Genomic DNA, 15,418 nt, shown 5'->3' with positions numbered 1-15,418 from the left:
ATCTGAAATAATTCTCAGGACTTTGTCGCGCTAAGGGATTTTGTGAGGGAGCGAAGTACCGGGGAGTACGGTCGAATGAGCAAAACTCCCTAAGAGCGGCAAAGGACAAACGGGAGCAAGTTTATGAAATATCCGGGTTAGCCTGACATCAGTTATGTCTTGGCGTCATGTTGCGGTTCTTCTTTTTGGCGTGCGTTCAGGCCATCAGCATCAAACAGCACCAGATCATGGGGAATAATGTTCAGTTGAACGTTGGCATTCCCGGCTACCGGATTTGAATGCTCTGCTACCAGCTGATAACTCCCCTGGCAACAGTCCAGGTGAATCTCGCTGCGTATACCTTTTCCCATAAACTGCTGCCGGGTAATGGTGGCCTGTGGAAAAGTATCGGTAGAGGCCTGAGACAGTAAGCCTTCAGATTTATCCACAGCCGAGAGGGCAACCATCTGTGGTCGGATAAACAACTCCAGGCTTGTGCCTGCCTTTTCCACAGAGAGCGGTTGGGTGGATGCCACAACGCCTAACGGGGTGCTCACATGAAACTCATCTTCAATGGTGGCCGGCAGAACATTGCCGGCCCCCATAAAGTCGGCAATAAAACGGTTATCAGGGTAGTGATAGACATCGAAGGCCGTCCCCTGCTGCATGATTCTGCCCTGCCCCATGACAGCGATGGTATCCGCAAAAGCAAAACCTTCTTCACGACTGTGGGTCACAAACAGTCCAGCGACTTTTTGCTGCTTCAGAATATCCCGTATTTCCCTGACCAGATGCTGACGGACCTGGCTGTCGATATTGGAAAACGGCTCATCCAGCAACAGAATGGAAGGCTCGTTGGCCAGTGCCCTGGCGATGGCCACCCGTTGTTGCTGTCCTCCGGACAGTTCATGTGGATAGCGCTGGTCAAGACCGTAAAGGTTCACCAGCTGCAGCATATCCTGAACCCGTTGCCTGACTTGTTCGGAGGTCTGTTTGTTCTGGCCGAAGGCTCCCTTAAGTCCAAAACTGTTAAGTCCAAAACTGATATTGTCAAACACCGTCAGGTGGGGAAACAGGGCATAATCCTGAAAGATCATGCCGATGCCCCGCTGCTCTGGCGGTGTTACCCGGGCAGCTGAGCTGACTTCCCGGCCATGCAGTTCAATGGTGCCGGATACCGGTTGAATCAAACCGGCGATCGCTTTTAATAAGGTCGACTTACCACAGCCACTGCGACCCAGCAGGCAGACAATTTCACCATCCTCTATGGCCAGGTTTACCCCGGACAGGACCAGAGGATCGGCAGTGGCGCTGCTTTTTCTGGCTGACCGATCATAAGCACAGGCAAGTTCAGTGATGTTCAGGGCACTCATTGCTGTTCCTGCCTTTCCAGAGAGCGATTAAGCATAATAAGGGGCACCAATCCTACCAGAACCAGCACTAATGCGGCAGGTGCCGCATATTCCAGCTGCTCATCAGACACATATTGGAAGACCCGGGTAGCCAGTGTTTCAAAATTAAAGGGGCGCAGTAGCAGTGTGGCAGGCAGCTCTTTCATTCCCTCAATAAATACCAGCAGCAGCCCTGCCAGCATGCCTTTGCGAATTAACGGCAGATGCACACGCTTGACCATTTCCTCGGGGTTACACCCCAGGGTTCGGCTGGCCATATCCAGTGACGGAGACACTCGCCCAAGACTGGACTCAACGCTGCCAACCGCAACGGCGGAGAACCGCACCACGTAGGCAAACACCAGGGTAATGGCAGAGCCACTGAACATAAGCCCAACCGGTGACTGGTGCCAGTGAATCAGCAGTTCGTTGAGCAAATTATCCGAGAGCGTCATAGGGATCAGTACCCCAATGGCCAGAACATTGCCCGGCAGGGCGTAACCGGTGGAGGCCAGGCGAGCAGGGATACGGGACAAGCTCGTGCGCTGTAAACGCTGATAAACACCCAGGAACAAGGCAATAAAGCAGGCAACTGCAGCGGCGGAACCGGAAACCATCAGACTGTTGATACCGTATTCAAACAGAGCACTGCTCCATGAATCATCGAAATAAGCAATCAGGTACTCCACCAGCACCAGAGAAGGCAGCAAAAAACCCAGGGTGACCAGCAGCCAGCACCAGCCGATAGCCAGCCATTTTGACCAGCCGGAAAGCTCGATCAACTCCCGCTGCTCCTGCCCGGTATTTTTCTGGTACAGCTGCTGTTTACGACGGCTGTATTTTTCCATGCTGATCAACAACATGACCACCAGCAACATCATGGCCGAGATTTTTGCCGCCGCATTCAGGCTGCCATAACCTAGCCAGGTGTCGTATACCGCCGTGGTTAATGTGGGCACGGAAAAATAGCTTACCGTGGCAAAATCACCCAGGGCTTCCATGCCCATAAGCGCCAGACCGGTAATGATGGCGGGACGGGCCATGGGCAGGGTTACCCGGAAAAAACTGTGCAGTGGTGAGCAACCTAACAGTCGGCTGGCCAGGGTCTGGCTTTTCGATTGCTCAAGAAACGCGGTTCTGGCCAGCAGATACAGATAGGGATAAAGCACCAGGGCAAGCACAATAATAGCGCCGCCCAGGCTGCGTATTTCCGGGAAGGAATAGTCTGCGGCTGACGTCCAACCCGTGAGCGCTCTGAGAAAACGCTGCACTGGTCCGGCAAATTCCAGCAGGTCGGTATAGATATAGGCAATAACGTAGGATGGCATGGCCAGTGGTAATACCAGTAACCACTGAAGCTGATCTCTTGCCGGAATCCGGGCATTGGCCATCACCCAGGCGGCAGGGATCGCCAGAACAGCCCCAAGTCCCCCTACCCCGAGAATCAGAAGAACACTGTTCACGATGTAGGTGGTCAGGACGGTATCCCAAAGATGGTCAAATAACTCGCTGGCAGGGGCGAGAGCCTCCAGGACCAGGGCGATAACAGGGGAAAAAAGTAAAAGGGCCAGCAGCCAGCTGCCAGCCCTCCAGTAGGTTGGTAAGTTGTGATTCATGCACTAATAAGATCTAAAGATCAAATTTTACTTCGTCCAGAAGACGTTGAGCCTTGGTTCGGTTGGCGGCAATGTCTGAAATAGGCAGTGGATCCGCCTTGAATTCTCCCCATGCCGCCACGGTGTCAGACACTGGAACGTTCGGGTTGACCGGGTATTCCATATTGTCCCGGGCATAAATGGATTGAGCCTCTTCACTGGCCAGGTACTCCATCAGCCTGAGGGCATTATCCTTGTTCGGTGCGTACTTTGCCATCACCATGCCACTAATGTTGACATGGGAACCCACCGTCTTCTGGTTCGGGAAGTTAATATAAACGGCATCAGCCCAGGCTTTCTGATCATCATTTTCCATCATCTTGCCAAAATAGTAGCTGTTGCCCAGAGAGACATCACAAACCCCCTCTTTGATCGCTTTGACCTGGGCCCGGTCATTCCCCTGGGGACGACGGGCCAGGTTGGCTTTTACCCCTTCCAGCCACTGTTTGGTTTGTGCTTCACCGTTATGGGCGATCATCGAGGCGACCAGGCCAATGTTGTAGGGGTGCTTGCCACTGCGGGTACAGATCTTGCCTTTAAACTTGCTGCTGGCCAGGTCTTCGTAGTTGATATCAACGGGCTTGTCGCTGCGCCTGGAGCTGTAAATATTACGCACCCGCATGGTTAATGAGTACCACTGGTTATCCGGGTCCCTTAAGTGCACAGGGATGTTCTCATTAATGGTTTTACTGTTCACGGGTTGTACCAGTTGACGGTCAACCAGATCAAAAAGACTGATCATGTCGGAAGTCAGTACGACATCTGCCGGGCTGAATTTGCCTTCCCGCTCAATACGCTCCTCCAGACCTTTCTTGGCAAACACCACGTTAACCTTTACGCCCGTTTCCTGTTCAAAGTCTTTCAGCATGGGCTCAATCAGAAAAGGCTGACGATAAGAGTAGATATTGACCTCTTCGGCAGCCTGGGCCAGCAAAGAAGAACAGGAAATCGCAATAGCGGAAGTAATAGAGAGGAGTTTTTTCATAGCAGTCTGTAAACAAGAATTATTATCGTTTGCGAATTGTACTTATTTTCCCTGACTTCGCAACTGCTTTATTGCTCTGTGGATAAATTCAATGGCGATAAATCCGCCAATTACCCGGTAGATCCCATAACAGCTGACTGTCGGGCAAAGTACCCGGGCATTATGGAAATGTGGAAATATACACAGATAAGCTATGAACAACACAGGGAATAACCCTTTGATAAAATTACCCTGTGGATAAGGTCGTTTTTTTCCACAGTTTAATGACAGGTTAACTAAAGCTTGTGACCAACAATGTAACAGGGTTGTTCAATTTATAATCTATTGAAAATAAAGGGTTTTATATGTTTATCCACAGATTTTATCAACACCAATATCAATAAAAAAAATAAGATAACATTAAAAAACAGCTATTCGCTGTTATTACTGTTGTTTACCTGGAAGAACTTCGTCGTTTGATAAGAAAAAACCAAACTTTTTGGGCAGATCTACTGGCTGTGAGTAAAATTACGTGACCGGTTGCCACTCACGCCCGTTATGCAAGCCTGGTTATCGGGCTGGCACTGTGAAGTCTTCAGGTCACGCTTATCCAATGATGGGTCACAGCACTGGCTAACCGGTGTATAATTGCTAGCCTTATCTCCTCTTGATAACAGGTGACAGACGTTGGCAGTGGATTTCCCAAAACAATTTGATGTGATTGTGATCGGTGGTGGTCATGCCGGTACGGAGGCCGCCCTGGCGGCAGCTCGTATGGGCGTTAAAACGTTGTTATTGACCCATAACATCGAAACGCTGGGGATGATGTCCTGTAATCCGGCCATTGGCGGGATTGGTAAAAGTCATCTGGTCAAAGAGGTGGATGCCCTTGGCGGTGCCATGGCAACAGCGACGGACCTTGCCGGTATCCAGTTTCGGGTGCTCAATGGCAGAAAAGGACCGGCGGTCAGGGCTACCCGGGCACAGGCTGACCGGGCACTTTACAAGGCCGCCATTCGTTCGATTCTGGAAAACCAGGAGAACCTGTGGATATTTCAGCAGTCTGCAGATGATCTGGTGGTTGATGACAACACCAGCCAGGTGCGTGGTGTCGTGACCAACATGGGCGTTCGTTTTCTTGCCGCAAACGTTGTTCTGACCGCAGGTACTTTCCTGGGCGGTCGAATTCATATTGGTCTGGAAAACCACAGCGGTGGCCGGGCCGGTGATCCGCCATCCATTGCCCTGGCCAACCGGCTGAGAGAACTGCCTCTGGATGTTCGACGTCTGAAAACAGGGACGCCTGCCCGTATTGATGCCCGAAGTGTGGATTTTTCCGTGATGGAAGCGCAACCGGGGGATACCCCGATGCCGGCGATGTCTTACCTTGGCACGGTTGAGCATCACCCTGAACAGGTGTCCTGTTATATCACCCATACCAATGAGCGTACCCACGAGATCATCCGTGGAGGACTGGACCGTTCACCCATGTTTACCGGGGTAATTGAAGGGATAGGTCCGAGGTATTGCCCATCCATTGAGGATAAAATTACCCGGTTTGCGGATAAAACCTCCCATCAGGTCTTTCTGGAGCCGGAAGGGTTGTCCACCCATGAGCTGTATCCCAATGGCATCTCCACCAGTTTGCCCTTTGATGTGCAGATCAATCTGATCCAATCCATTCGTGGTCTGGAAAATGCCCATATTACCCGTCCCGGTTACGCCATCGAGTACGATTACTTTGACCCGAGAGGGCTTAAGTACTCCCTGGAAACCAAAGCCATTGGTGGCTTGTTCTTTGCCGGTCAAATCAACGGTACCACCGGCTATGAAGAAGCGGCGGCACAGGGGCTGTTGGCGGGTATGAATGCGGCGCTCAGGGCACAGGATAAAGAGTCCTGGTGCCCACGTCGTGATGAAGCTTACATCGGTGTGCTGGTGGATGACCTGATTACCAATGGCACCAGTGAGCCTTACCGCATGTTTACCAGCCGGGCAGAATACCGGTTGATCCTGCGGGAAGATAACGCCGACCTGCGCCTGACGGAGAAAGGCCGGGCACTGGGTCTGGTGGATGATCAACGTTGGATGGCATTCAGTGACAAGAAAGAGCGTATTGAGAAGGAGTCTGAGCGCCTCAGAGCAGCGTTTGTCCATCCCGGTAGTGATGCTGCCCGTACCCTGGAAAATAAGCTCAGCAAACCTTTAAGCCGTGAATACAGCCTTCTGGAACTGCTGCGTCGTCCGGAACTGACCTATAACGATGTGGCCGGACTGGTGGGAGACGCGGAAACCCATGATCAGGTCGCGGAACAGGTGGAGATACAGACCAAGTATCAGGGCTATATTGACCGTCAGACCGAAGAGATAGACCGTATGCGACGTTATGAGAACACCCGCATACCACAGACGCTGGACTACACATTGATCGAAGGGCTTTCCAACGAGCTGAAGCAGAAGCTGACCGATGCCCGACCGGAGACACTGGGCCGTGCTGCCCGTATCCAGGGGATGACACCTGCTGCCGTATCTCTATTGCTGGTTTATATGAAAAAGCGCTCTATGGCTGCTTAATTGATCTAGGAGGCTGTCGGACTTAAGCGTCCGTAGCGAGGATTGCGAGAAATTGAGGATAAAAATTTCTGCTTCTGAGGAGAATAGCGGGGCTATTTGACGAAGAAGCAGGAATTTTTAGACCAATTTATCGCAACCGCACGACTGCATGGATGCAGGAGCTAGAGCAACGCAGGAGCAGTTGCCGCGTAGGACAGTCTTAAGTCCTACAGGCTCCTAGTTACCAGTACCTGATGGATCAGGCACTGGTAACTCTACCTCGCCGGATTACGTTGACTCATCCGCACAACACTCCTCGCTGAGAAACCCCATGACCTCATTGAAGGTGGCGAACTGGGGAATGCAATACAGTGTCCTGCCATCCCGCTTCTGCTTAACCAGCCCCACAGAGACCAGGGCTGAAATATGATGGGAAAGGGTTGAACCCGGAATGTCCAGCTCTTTTTGCAGGGCTCCCACCGGCACACCCTGATGGCCAGACCTGACCAGGCGTTTGTAGATTCCAAGTCGTGAAGGGTGACCCAACTCTTTCAGAGCCTTGGCGCAGGTATCTAGATCCATGGTAGAAAACTTATGAGGAAAATAGTTCGATGATAGTGGAAATATGGTGGGTTTGTACAGGAACTGCTTCCGGTTTGTTGATTGTTTTCAGGAAGCAGTCAGTAAGTATTTACTAGGCCGAATAGTGAGCAATACCATCCATAAACATCTGCACAGAGAGCATCACCAGGATCATCCCCATCAGCCGCTCAATAGCAAATATGCCCCGACTACCCAGTAGTTTCATAATTTTACCCGACATCATCAGAATGGCGGCGCTCAATGCCCAGGAGATAAAAACGGCCATGGCCAGTGGCCACTGATTTCCCGGATGCTGGCTGGAGACCAGCATCAGCGTTGCCAGAATGGATGGGCCGGCAATCAGGGGAATCGCCAGGGGAACAATAAATGGTTCACCGTCTGGGGTACTGCCCATGATGCCGCCACCCCGGCTGGATGGGAAAATCATGCGAATGGCGATAATAAACAGGATAATCGCACCGGCAATACTCACCGATTCCTGCTTCAAATGCAGTGATAGCAGCAGGTATTTTCCGGCAAAAAGGAAGATCAGAAGAATAACCAGGGCAATCAGCAGCTCTCTGATAAGCACCTTGCTACGCCTCTGTTCAGGAACTCCTTTCAGAACTGAGATAAAGACAGGCATATTGCCCAAAGGATCCATGATCAGGAATAGCAGTATAACGGTTGAATAAATGTCCATGTTTGAAAAAGCCAGCTGTGTTTATCTGGACGCGCTTATAACATATTCACCAGAGGCATAGATAGGCCTCTGGTGGGGTATTCAGGGCAATAAATCAGCCTATGACACTTTGACGGGCAAGGATATTCAGCAACCGGGAATCGTGGCTCCTGCCATCACCATTGCCGTCAAGATCAATGGTTTCCTCCAACTGGAGCTTGAAGTGGTGCTTATCGGCGGCTTCCCTGGCTTCCCTTAATTGTTCGGCTTTTAAGGCTGCATCGGCTAACTCGGCTTGTATATAAATAGGGTTGTTTTCCTGGCTCACATCGTAAAGTTGGCTCATATGAAATTCCTTCTGGCAGTAAATGAAAAAAGTCATATTTTGTATTGATAATTTCAGATTAGTTATGACCAGTCTGTGCGTCATTACTACTTAAGTTCATAAGGATGATTAAAAAATGCAGGGGGAGTAATTAACGTTATGATTTTTAAGTGGTATTAAGGACTGGCTCAAGGGCTGGATGCAGCCCTTCTACTATTTATTAAGAGCCTGACTATCAAGAGCCTGACTATCAAGAGCCTGATTATCAAGATAATTATCTTTCAGTTTGACATAGTTTCCAGCGGTGTATTGGAAGAAACTGCGCTCTTTTTCCGATAGTTCCCGTGTTTTTTTGGCCGGGCTTCCCTTGTAGACAAAACCACTCTCAAGACGCTTGCCAGGAGGTACCAGGCAACCGGCTGCGACAATGACTTCTTCTTCCACCACGGCACCATCCAGAATAATGGCACCAATACCAATCAGGCACCGGTTATTGATGGTACAACCATGCAAAACCGCTTTATGCCCTACTGTTACATCATCACCAATGGTCAACGGATGGCCAGCGGGGTTGAAATCACTGGCATGGGTAATGTGCAGAACTGAACCATCCTGTATGCTGGTTCTGTCGCCAATACGGATGGAATGCATATCGCCACGAATAACCGCCGTTGGCCATACCGAGCTGTCATTGCCGATCGTGACATCGCCAAGCACAACTGAGCTCTCGTCGATATAGACCCTTTCGCCAAGAACTGGCATTTTATTATTGAAGCTTCGGATGGCTTGACTCATTGAGCAGGACTCCTCTGATGTTTCTGCCTCAGTGGATGCAAATAATGGCTAGGAGGCTGTCCGAGAATAGACTGCCCTACTGCGGTGGCAGCAAATTGGTCTAAAAAGTCGGAATTTTTTAGTAAATAGAACCACTATTAACTAAAAAATTCCGACTTTTTATCCTCAATTTTCTGCCATCCTCGCTACGGGCGCTATTCTCGGACAGCCTCCTGGTGCATTGACCGGATTCTGCTTGAATTCACCGGATGACGCACCCATCTATTACCAATAATTACCATGAAATTTAAAAAGTATAGAGAGCTGTCTTATGATTAACCCGCTACTGGAATCCAGTGAACTTCCCCCATTTTCCAAAATTCTGCCGGAACATGTAAAACCCGCCATTGAATCCATTATTGCTGATAATGAAAAGGCACTTGCCGCGTTACTGGCTTCCGGTGCCGCTTTCGGAGGTGTCGCTCTCGGATGGCGCTCTTTGCAGGAGCCCCTGGATCAGTTGGATGACCGGTTGGGGCAGGCATGGTCACCGGTTGGTCATATGAACGCGGTCGTCAACAGCGAAGCACTGCGGGAAGCGTACAATGGCTGTTTGCCGCTGCTCTCTGAATACTCTACCCGTATTGGCCAGAACCGTCAGTTGTTCGAGGCTTACCAGTCCCTGGCAGATTCTGAAGCGTTTAAGCAGCTGGACAGTGCTCAGCAGAAAGTGATTAACGATAACCTCAGGGATTTCCGTTTAGCCGGTGTTGCCCTGGAAGATGAGCAGAAAGCCCGTTACGGCGAGATCAAAAAGCAGCTGTCCGAACTGACCAGCAAATTCTCTGACAATGTTCTGGACGCCACCATGGCCTGGAGCAAGCTGATTACCGATGAATCGGAGCTGGCCGGATTACCCGAGTCTGCCCTGGCCGGGGCAAGGCAGCTGGCCGAGTCAAAAGAGAAAGCGGGCTGGTTGTTGAATCTGGATTTTCCAAGCTACTTTCCGGTGATGACCTATTGCGATAACCGGGAGCTCAGGAAAGAGGTTTACACCGCCTTCTCTACCCGCGCGTCTGACCAGGGGCCAAATGCCGGGGAGTTTGATAACACGGACAACATCAGGCAGATCCTGAAGCTTCGCCATGAACTGGCCCGGTTACTGGGTTTTGAGAACTACGCTGAATACTCCCTGGCCACCAAGATGGCGGAGTCTCCGGATAAAGTCATTGAATTTCTGCAAGACCTGGCCGCCAAAAGCAAGCCCCAGGCGGAGCAGGAGCTGGCGGAACTGAAAGCGTTTGCCAAAGCAGAGTACGGCGTTGAAGATCTTGCAGCCTGGGATGTTGGCTATTATGGCGAGAAACTCCGCCAGCAGCGGTACGCCATTTCCCAGGAAGAACTGCGCCCATGGTTCCCGGCGGAAAAAGCCATTGCCGGAATGTTTGACGTGGTCAATCGACTCTACGGCGTTGAGTTTGCCACGGTGGATAACGTGGATACCTGGCATAAAGATGTTCGTTTTTTCAACATCACCAGAGAAGGAGAGGTGATCGGTCGCTTTTACCTGGACCTTTATGCCAGGGAGCATAAGCGTGGTGGTGCCTGGATGGATGTCTGCCGTTCCCGCTGGAAACAGGATGACAAGTTACAACTGCCGGTGGCCTACCTGACCTGTAACTTCACACCGCCGGTGGGCGATAAACCAGCACTGTTAACCCACGACGAAGTGGTGACGCTGTTCCATGAGTTTGGTCACGGTCTGCACCACATGCTGACCAAAGTGGATTATGCGGCGATTTCCGGCATCAGTGGCGTTGCCTGGGATGCCGTCGAACTGCCCAGTCAGTTTATGGAGAACTGGTGCTGGGAGAAGGAAGGGCTGGCCATTATCTCCGGTCATTTTGAAACCGGCGAGCCGCTGCCGGAAGGGATGCTGAATAAATTGCTGGCGGCAAAAAACTTCCAGTCTGCCATGATGATGGTCCGGCAGTTGGAGTTTTCACTTTTTGACTTCAAACTGCACAAGGAATATCGGGATAACATTGATGTTCAGTCCGTGCTGGATCAGGTGCGCAAGCAGGTGGCAGTGGTGCTGCCGCCATCTTTCAACCGTTTTCAGAACAGCTTCAGCCATATCTTTGCCGGTGGTTATGCTGCGGGCTATTACAGCTATAAATGGGCTGAGGTGTTATCCGCTGACGCGTTTTCACGTTTTGAAGAAGAAGGGATTTTTAACCGGGAAACCGGTGAGTCCTTCCTCCATGAGGTGCTTGAAAAAGGCGGTTCTGCTGAACCTATGGAGCTGTTTGTCAACTTCCGCGGCCGAGCGCCAGAGATTGATGCGTTGCTGCGACACAGCGGTATTCAAACGGCTTAATGGCTTGGGCTTTGAGTTATTTTGCCCCATCCATGATAAGTTTTGCCGTTAAATGACGGCTATTTGAAATAAATACGCAGCAGAGAGTTTGAGGTGCTTTCTGTTGCGTATAACTATCACATCAGTCAGGGATTAAGAGCCATGAAAACCAAGCGCTTTATTGCAGGAGCGGTATGTCCCTCCTGCGGCACAATGGATTCAGTTCGAATGTTCCGCAGTGAGACTGAGCGGGATTACCGGGAATGCGTGGAATGCGGCTTCAGTGATGAGATGGAAGTCAATCCGAGGCTGGAGGGGAATTTGCCAGAGGCCCGTATTGCCCGTGAAGAGAGCATTCTGGAAGATCATACGGACATTATTCGATTTGTTGATGATCCACCGGTAAAAAAGCAGTAAGGGGACATTGGTGTTGGTCTACCTTACTGCGTGAGATAATCGGATTTTGACAACCAGCCAGAGCTGCCCGGCAACAACCGGGGGCAAGTTCTGCTGGTATGTTACCACCAGTACCGGTATCCATGAATTCTTAAGAAGCGCAGTAGTTTTCCATCCAAATAATCGAAATGCTGCATTATTTCGTGCCTTGAACGGTGTTTGAGGGGGATTGTTGGAGGTTGCACGGCCTTTCTCCCGGAGGGTTACCCGGGAATAGAAGTCGCTGCAAAAGGTGTAATGGAGGTTTAGCTGGTTCAACCTTAGGCATCGGTTCAGGCCGAAGCAGTAAATTTAAGCTCAATACCCAGATTGTTGGAAAGGCAGTTCCAGCGTGACCAGATCCTGATCCACTCCTCAGCACTGCGATCATGGATAAACTCCCTGAATTTCTCTTCATGATAAATCGCTTGCGAGCGCATCATCTGATCCACCGTTTTATCCACAATCACATCCAGCGCATTGGCAAACTTTTCCCCCAATATTGAATGAACAATCAGGTTCGCCCAGGTCATATTCATGGGGATGAGCGTTGATCCGGTTTTTACAAGATATTGGTCGTTTACTTCTTCAATAAGCCGATGGGCAAAATAGGCTTTATCAAGCAATAAATCGAGCCCGGAAACGGGTTGATCCCGGGTTATGGCCGCCATAAAGTTTTCTTCAGCAATATCCAGAAATGGTGAGATAAACCGGTGAATACCCACTTGCCGGGAGGCTTCATTAAGCGCTTCCAGAAAGTCCGGCACATGGTCAATATAATCCATCGTAAAGATCAGCAATGTCTCACAGGCATTATCATCAGGCAGCTCAATCGTGCGATGTAATTGTTCAATCCGATCACTGATAAGCGTTTGCAGATGTCTGCTTTGCGCTTCCAACTCTTTGACCTGAAGGATTAACTGTCGGATTGCCTGTACATCCATATTGACCCCCTGTGTTCATCCATTCGTGCCAGCAGGAATGACTGGCAATGGCTGTCTGGTAGATGTTTAAAAGACCATAGTACCAACGATAAAACAAGAGACGGTAAATATTCATTTTTCATATATTTCAATATTTTTATAAATAAAAAATAATGTAAAAAACACTGCAAAATAAGGGTTTTTCTAAATTTTGGAACCTGTTGTGCAGTCAAAAAAATGGCACACAATATATGCCATGCCAGCTTTTCCCAGAGGCATCTCAGGGGTGTCTGGAATTTAATAATAGAAAATTTTTTCAACAGACCGGAACTATCTGTTGTTCAATTGAATCCAATGACCGCGAAATGATAAGCGATGGAAGTCATCAATTTTGTCTGACTGAAATTTATGGCCTCAAATTAACTAAAGGGTCTGTAGAGCTATTATGCCTCCGTTAGCAAGCTCCAATGCTCAGCCAATACCTTTACCACCGTCTGAACCAGAGATCAGCGAAGCTGCTATCGCAACTGCATTCAATAGCAACGTTCAGATAACAGCCTCCAGCTCACGCCAGCTGCCTGATTCCGGGGAGCGTCCAGAGCTCTCGCTGGATGAACAACAAATCACTACTGTTGAGCCTGGTGGCGTAAAAACAGAGCTTGGCATATCACCGACGAAGTTTCAGGAAAATGATATATTGCTGATTTACCCACAAGATTTTTCTGACCACTCCAGTGTGGATTTGCACGTAAATCCGGGAAAACTGAAAGATGCCCTTAGATGGCATATTCATGGCATATTGGATGATCGTTATGAAAGTTTTCAGATCGAAGATGAACCCACCCGGGAAGAAGAACAGTCATTAGCAGATTCAATAATAACAAGGTTGCCGGCAGCGTTATATGAGTTCCTTAACAAAGACTGGTCTGGTAGAGACTGGTTTGTCCCCGAGGAGTATCAAGCTCTGGCGAAGTTCCACTTTGCATTCATTTTTTTCAATGAAGACGATCTTTTGAATTACGAGATATGTGAAGAACAAGGCTGGGAATACCCAAGTTACGGGTACGAAAAGTGCGGTGAATTTAAAAAATTTTTGATAAAGGAGTGCTTACCTCTGCTCAAAGGCTGGAGCGAAGACGAAGTGCGGTATATTAAGGAGTGGCTGAACTACGAATTGAAACGTTGTCAGAAATATCCTGACCATGATCGCCTGAAGAGCTACGTCGATTATTGTCATTATGGCCCATTAAAAGCTGATTGTGTGTCAATCTGCGACCGTAGTTACCGCATACATGAAAACCGGGCTGCATATAATCGCATTAAAAACCTTGAGAGCCAGTTGGAAAAATTGTCATAAGACTGCCACTGGTTTGCCGAAAATGGTGTCTTTGAGCCAAACTAGAGGAAATAAGTACTTATGTATTCATCAGTAAATTTTCCTGTTCAGCCACATGTACCTCTGGTCAAATCAGACAGCCCTCAAGCTATTGCATCTGCTGAGTCGAATGGTAAAGTTCAGGGGATTCCAGCCTCTTTACGCCATCTTCCTGATTCCACAGAGAGCCCAGAGCACCCACTGGATAAACGTCAAATAACCACTCAAACGTCTTGTGTCGTGAAAGCAGGGCCTGAACAACCACCGACAAAGTTTCAGGAAAATGATTTATTGCTCGTTTATCCCTGTAATTCTCACCTCGGACGTGTTCCCGGTCTCGATTTGGAGATCAACCCGGAAAAACTTAAAAACAGTCTTGAATTTAACATAACTGAATTTTTGAGAAAACGATGGATAGACGGAAAGAGAGAAGATGGCCCTACTGAGGATGAAACAAAGTCACTGGCTGATTCAATATTAGCAAGGCTGCCTGCAGAACTGACTGAGTTTCTGAACAAAGACTGGTCTGGTAAAGAGTTGTTCGCTCCCGAAGAGTATCAGGCATTGGCCAGGTTCCACAGTGCCATGATCCTGGCTAAACATGAGCGTATTAATTATTTCTTTGCATTCGTGAATGACGAAGAGTGTGAAGACGTTAACGACTTTATTGTTAAAAATAATATTCCCCTGAGTATTCTCTGGAGCAAAGACGATGAAGAATTTCACGAATTTTTTAACAAGGAGTGCATGCCCCTGCGTGATGGCTGGAGCCTGGATGAAATAAAGATTATAAGGTATTGGCTGAAAAGGGAGCTTAGTAAACCCGTTAAAACGTGCCACTATGGCATATTAAAAGCCGGTTGTGTAACGGTCTGCGACAACTGTAAGTACAGTGTTATTGAAAACTGGGAAATGTATGAGCGCTTCAAAATGTTTATGAGACAGAAGCAGAAATTGTCGTAACACAGCCATTTTTGCAGGTGGCTTAACGTTTGATTTCATAAGATCCCAAAGAGGCAATGGCGAACCCTGTTTATAAAGGGTGATAGAGCCTGGTTAGACTTACTGCTTCTCTGATTTTTGCAGAGGGGATTGTCTTTAGTTACAACAGAATGTCTTGGGCATAAATTTTTGCACCATAGAACCTGAATAAAATATTGTTTAATTACAGCCCTTTACAGGCGTGATATGGGAAATGTCAGGAATCTATTAAACGACATTTACAGTATTTTAAAATTGGCGATTTCATTTTCTTTCAGCATGTTGTTTAATGGTTTTTTAGAACTATACTCTATAACGATTATTGTCAGACTTAGAGTGTTCTGCTTTGAATGATTTGCCATAGTATTTTTATGGCGTGAGGTGTTGGATTTGCAGTTATGTGTATGTTAAGCCGTTTGTTTTGGTCTCAATACTGATTG

General features: G+C 48.8%; 13 protein-coding genes. 5 read left to right on the top strand and 8 right to left on the bottom strand.

Translation table 11 applies throughout. The annotated features are described in order from the left end of the window. Positions 1-152 precede the first annotated feature (152 nt). The 3 genes from CX664_RS03380 to CX664_RS03370 are packed head-to-tail and all read right to left on the bottom strand — an operon-like array spanning position 153 to position 4,010. Complete coding sequence (locus tag CX664_RS03380) at positions 153-1,352, bottom strand: ABC transporter ATP-binding protein (protein WP_101745366.1); 1,200 nt, start codon at positions 1,350-1,352, stop codon at positions 153-155. Then, positions 1,349-2,986, bottom strand: a complete 1,638-nt coding sequence (locus CX664_RS03375; protein ID WP_101745365.1) for an ABC transporter permease — start codon at positions 2,984-2,986, stop codon at positions 1,349-1,351. The genes CX664_RS03380 and CX664_RS03375 overlap by 4 nt, the downstream gene beginning before the upstream one ends. A 13-nt stretch (positions 2,987-2,999) precedes the next feature. Continuing rightward, on the bottom strand, positions 3,000-4,010 hold the full coding sequence (locus CX664_RS03370; RefSeq protein WP_101745364.1) for a Fe(3+) ABC transporter substrate-binding protein: 1,011 nt from the start codon (positions 4,008-4,010) through the stop codon (positions 3,000-3,002). 672 nt (positions 4,011-4,682) lie between these two features. Between CX664_RS03370 and mnmG the strand changes: the two genes are divergently transcribed. Next, positions 4,683-6,563: a tRNA uridine-5-carboxymethylaminomethyl(34) synthesis enzyme MnmG gene (mnmG, locus tag CX664_RS03365; protein ID WP_101745386.1), complete on the top strand. Its 1,881-nt coding sequence runs from the start codon at positions 4,683-4,685 to the stop codon at positions 6,561-6,563. A 267-nt stretch (positions 6,564-6,830) separates the two neighbouring features. Here the strand turns inward: mnmG and CX664_RS03360 are convergent, their stop codons facing one another. The 4 genes from CX664_RS03360 to CX664_RS03345 form a co-directional block, all read right to left on the bottom strand. Next, positions 6,831-7,124, bottom strand: coding sequence for an ArsR/SmtB family transcription factor (locus CX664_RS03360; RefSeq protein WP_101745363.1), 294 nt, complete (start codon positions 7,122-7,124; stop codon positions 6,831-6,833). A gap of 112 nt (positions 7,125-7,236) precedes the next feature. Next, entirely contained in the window at positions 7,237-7,827 is a 591-nt protein-coding gene (locus CX664_RS03355; RefSeq protein ID WP_101745362.1) for a YhgN family NAAT transporter, read from the bottom strand. 94 nt (positions 7,828-7,921) lie between these two features. Continuing rightward, a complete protein-coding gene (locus CX664_RS03350) occupies positions 7,922-8,152 on the bottom strand; it encodes a hypothetical protein (protein ID WP_145999792.1) in 231 nt (76 codons plus the stop codon). Positions 8,153-8,344: 192 nt separating this feature from the next. After that, on the bottom strand, positions 8,345-8,926 hold the full coding sequence (locus CX664_RS03345; RefSeq protein WP_101745360.1) for a gamma carbonic anhydrase family protein: 582 nt from the start codon (positions 8,924-8,926) through the stop codon (positions 8,345-8,347). A 310-nt stretch (positions 8,927-9,236) separates the two neighbouring features. Here CX664_RS03345 and prlC point away from each other — a divergent pair, with 310 nt between their 5' ends. Together prlC and CX664_RS03335 are read left to right on the top strand one after the other, a co-directional pair. Then, on the top strand, positions 9,237-11,285 hold the full coding sequence (gene prlC, locus CX664_RS03340) for an oligopeptidase A (RefSeq protein WP_101745359.1): 2,049 nt from the start codon (positions 9,237-9,239) through the stop codon (positions 11,283-11,285). A 141-nt stretch (positions 11,286-11,426) separates the two neighbouring features. After that, the gene (locus CX664_RS03335; RefSeq protein WP_101745358.1) at positions 11,427-11,681 is read left to right on the top strand and encodes a YheV family putative zinc ribbon protein; all 255 of its coding nucleotides are present in this window, start codon (positions 11,427-11,429) and stop codon (positions 11,679-11,681) included. A gap of 311 nt (positions 11,682-11,992) precedes the next feature. Here CX664_RS03335 and CX664_RS03330 read toward each other — a convergent pair whose 3' ends face one another. Continuing rightward, positions 11,993-12,643, bottom strand: coding sequence for a hypothetical protein (locus CX664_RS03330; RefSeq protein ID WP_101745357.1), 651 nt, complete (start codon positions 12,641-12,643; stop codon positions 11,993-11,995). A gap of 424 nt (positions 12,644-13,067) precedes the next feature. On the opposite strand from CX664_RS03330, the gene CX664_RS03325 reads away from it, so the two are divergent. Next, the gene (locus tag CX664_RS03325) at positions 13,068-13,979 is read left to right on the top strand and encodes a hypothetical protein (RefSeq protein WP_101745356.1); all 912 of its coding nucleotides are present in this window, start codon (positions 13,068-13,070) and stop codon (positions 13,977-13,979) included. A gap of 60 nt (positions 13,980-14,039) precedes the next feature. Next, positions 14,040-14,960, top strand: coding sequence for a hypothetical protein (locus CX664_RS03320; protein ID WP_101745355.1), 921 nt, complete (start codon positions 14,040-14,042; stop codon positions 14,958-14,960). Positions 14,961-15,418 lie beyond the last annotated feature (458 nt).

Source organism: Endozoicomonas acroporae (assembly GCF_002864045.1).
GTDB lineage: Bacteria > Pseudomonadota > Gammaproteobacteria > Pseudomonadales > Endozoicomonadaceae > Endozoicomonas > Endozoicomonas acroporae.
The sequence above is the reverse complement of the archived record's forward strand: the minus strand, read 5'-3'. Positions and strand labels throughout refer to the sequence as shown.

What these genes read in the sequence shown, in the direction of transcription:
- CX664_RS03380 (WP_101745366.1), bottom strand. Translation starts at nt 1,352, where the DNA reads ATGAGTGCCCTGAACATCACTGAACTTGCCTGTGCTTATGATCGGTCA.
- CX664_RS03375 (WP_101745365.1), bottom strand. Translation starts at nt 2,986, where the DNA reads ATGAATCACAACTTACCAACCTACTGGAGGGCTGGCAGCTGGCTGCTG.
- CX664_RS03370 (WP_101745364.1), bottom strand. Translation starts at nt 4,010, where the DNA reads ATGAAAAAACTCCTCTCTATTACTTCCGCTATTGCGATTTCCTGTTCT.
- CX664_RS03360 (WP_101745363.1), bottom strand. Translation starts at nt 7,124, where the DNA reads ATGGATCTAGATACCTGCGCCAAGGCTCTGAAAGAGTTGGGTCACCCT.
- CX664_RS03355 (WP_101745362.1), bottom strand. Translation starts at nt 7,827, where the DNA reads ATGGACATTTATTCAACCGTTATACTGCTATTCCTGATCATGGATCCT.
- CX664_RS03350 (WP_145999792.1), bottom strand. Translation starts at nt 8,152, where the DNA reads ATGAGCCAACTTTACGATGTGAGCCAGGAAAACAACCCTATTTATATA.
- CX664_RS03345 (WP_101745360.1), bottom strand. Translation starts at nt 8,926, where the DNA reads ATGAGTCAAGCCATCCGAAGCTTCAATAATAAAATGCCAGTTCTTGGC.
- prlC (WP_101745359.1), top strand. Translation starts at nt 9,237, where the DNA reads ATGATTAACCCGCTACTGGAATCCAGTGAACTTCCCCCATTTTCCAAA.
- CX664_RS03335 (WP_101745358.1), top strand. Translation starts at nt 11,427, where the DNA reads ATGAAAACCAAGCGCTTTATTGCAGGAGCGGTATGTCCCTCCTGCGGC.
- CX664_RS03330 (WP_101745357.1), bottom strand. Translation starts at nt 12,643, where the DNA reads ATGGATGTACAGGCAATCCGACAGTTAATCCTTCAGGTCAAAGAGTTG.
- CX664_RS03325 (WP_101745356.1), top strand. Translation starts at nt 13,068, where the DNA reads ATGCCTCCGTTAGCAAGCTCCAATGCTCAGCCAATACCTTTACCACCG.
- CX664_RS03320 (WP_101745355.1), top strand. Translation starts at nt 14,040, where the DNA reads ATGTATTCATCAGTAAATTTTCCTGTTCAGCCACATGTACCTCTGGTC.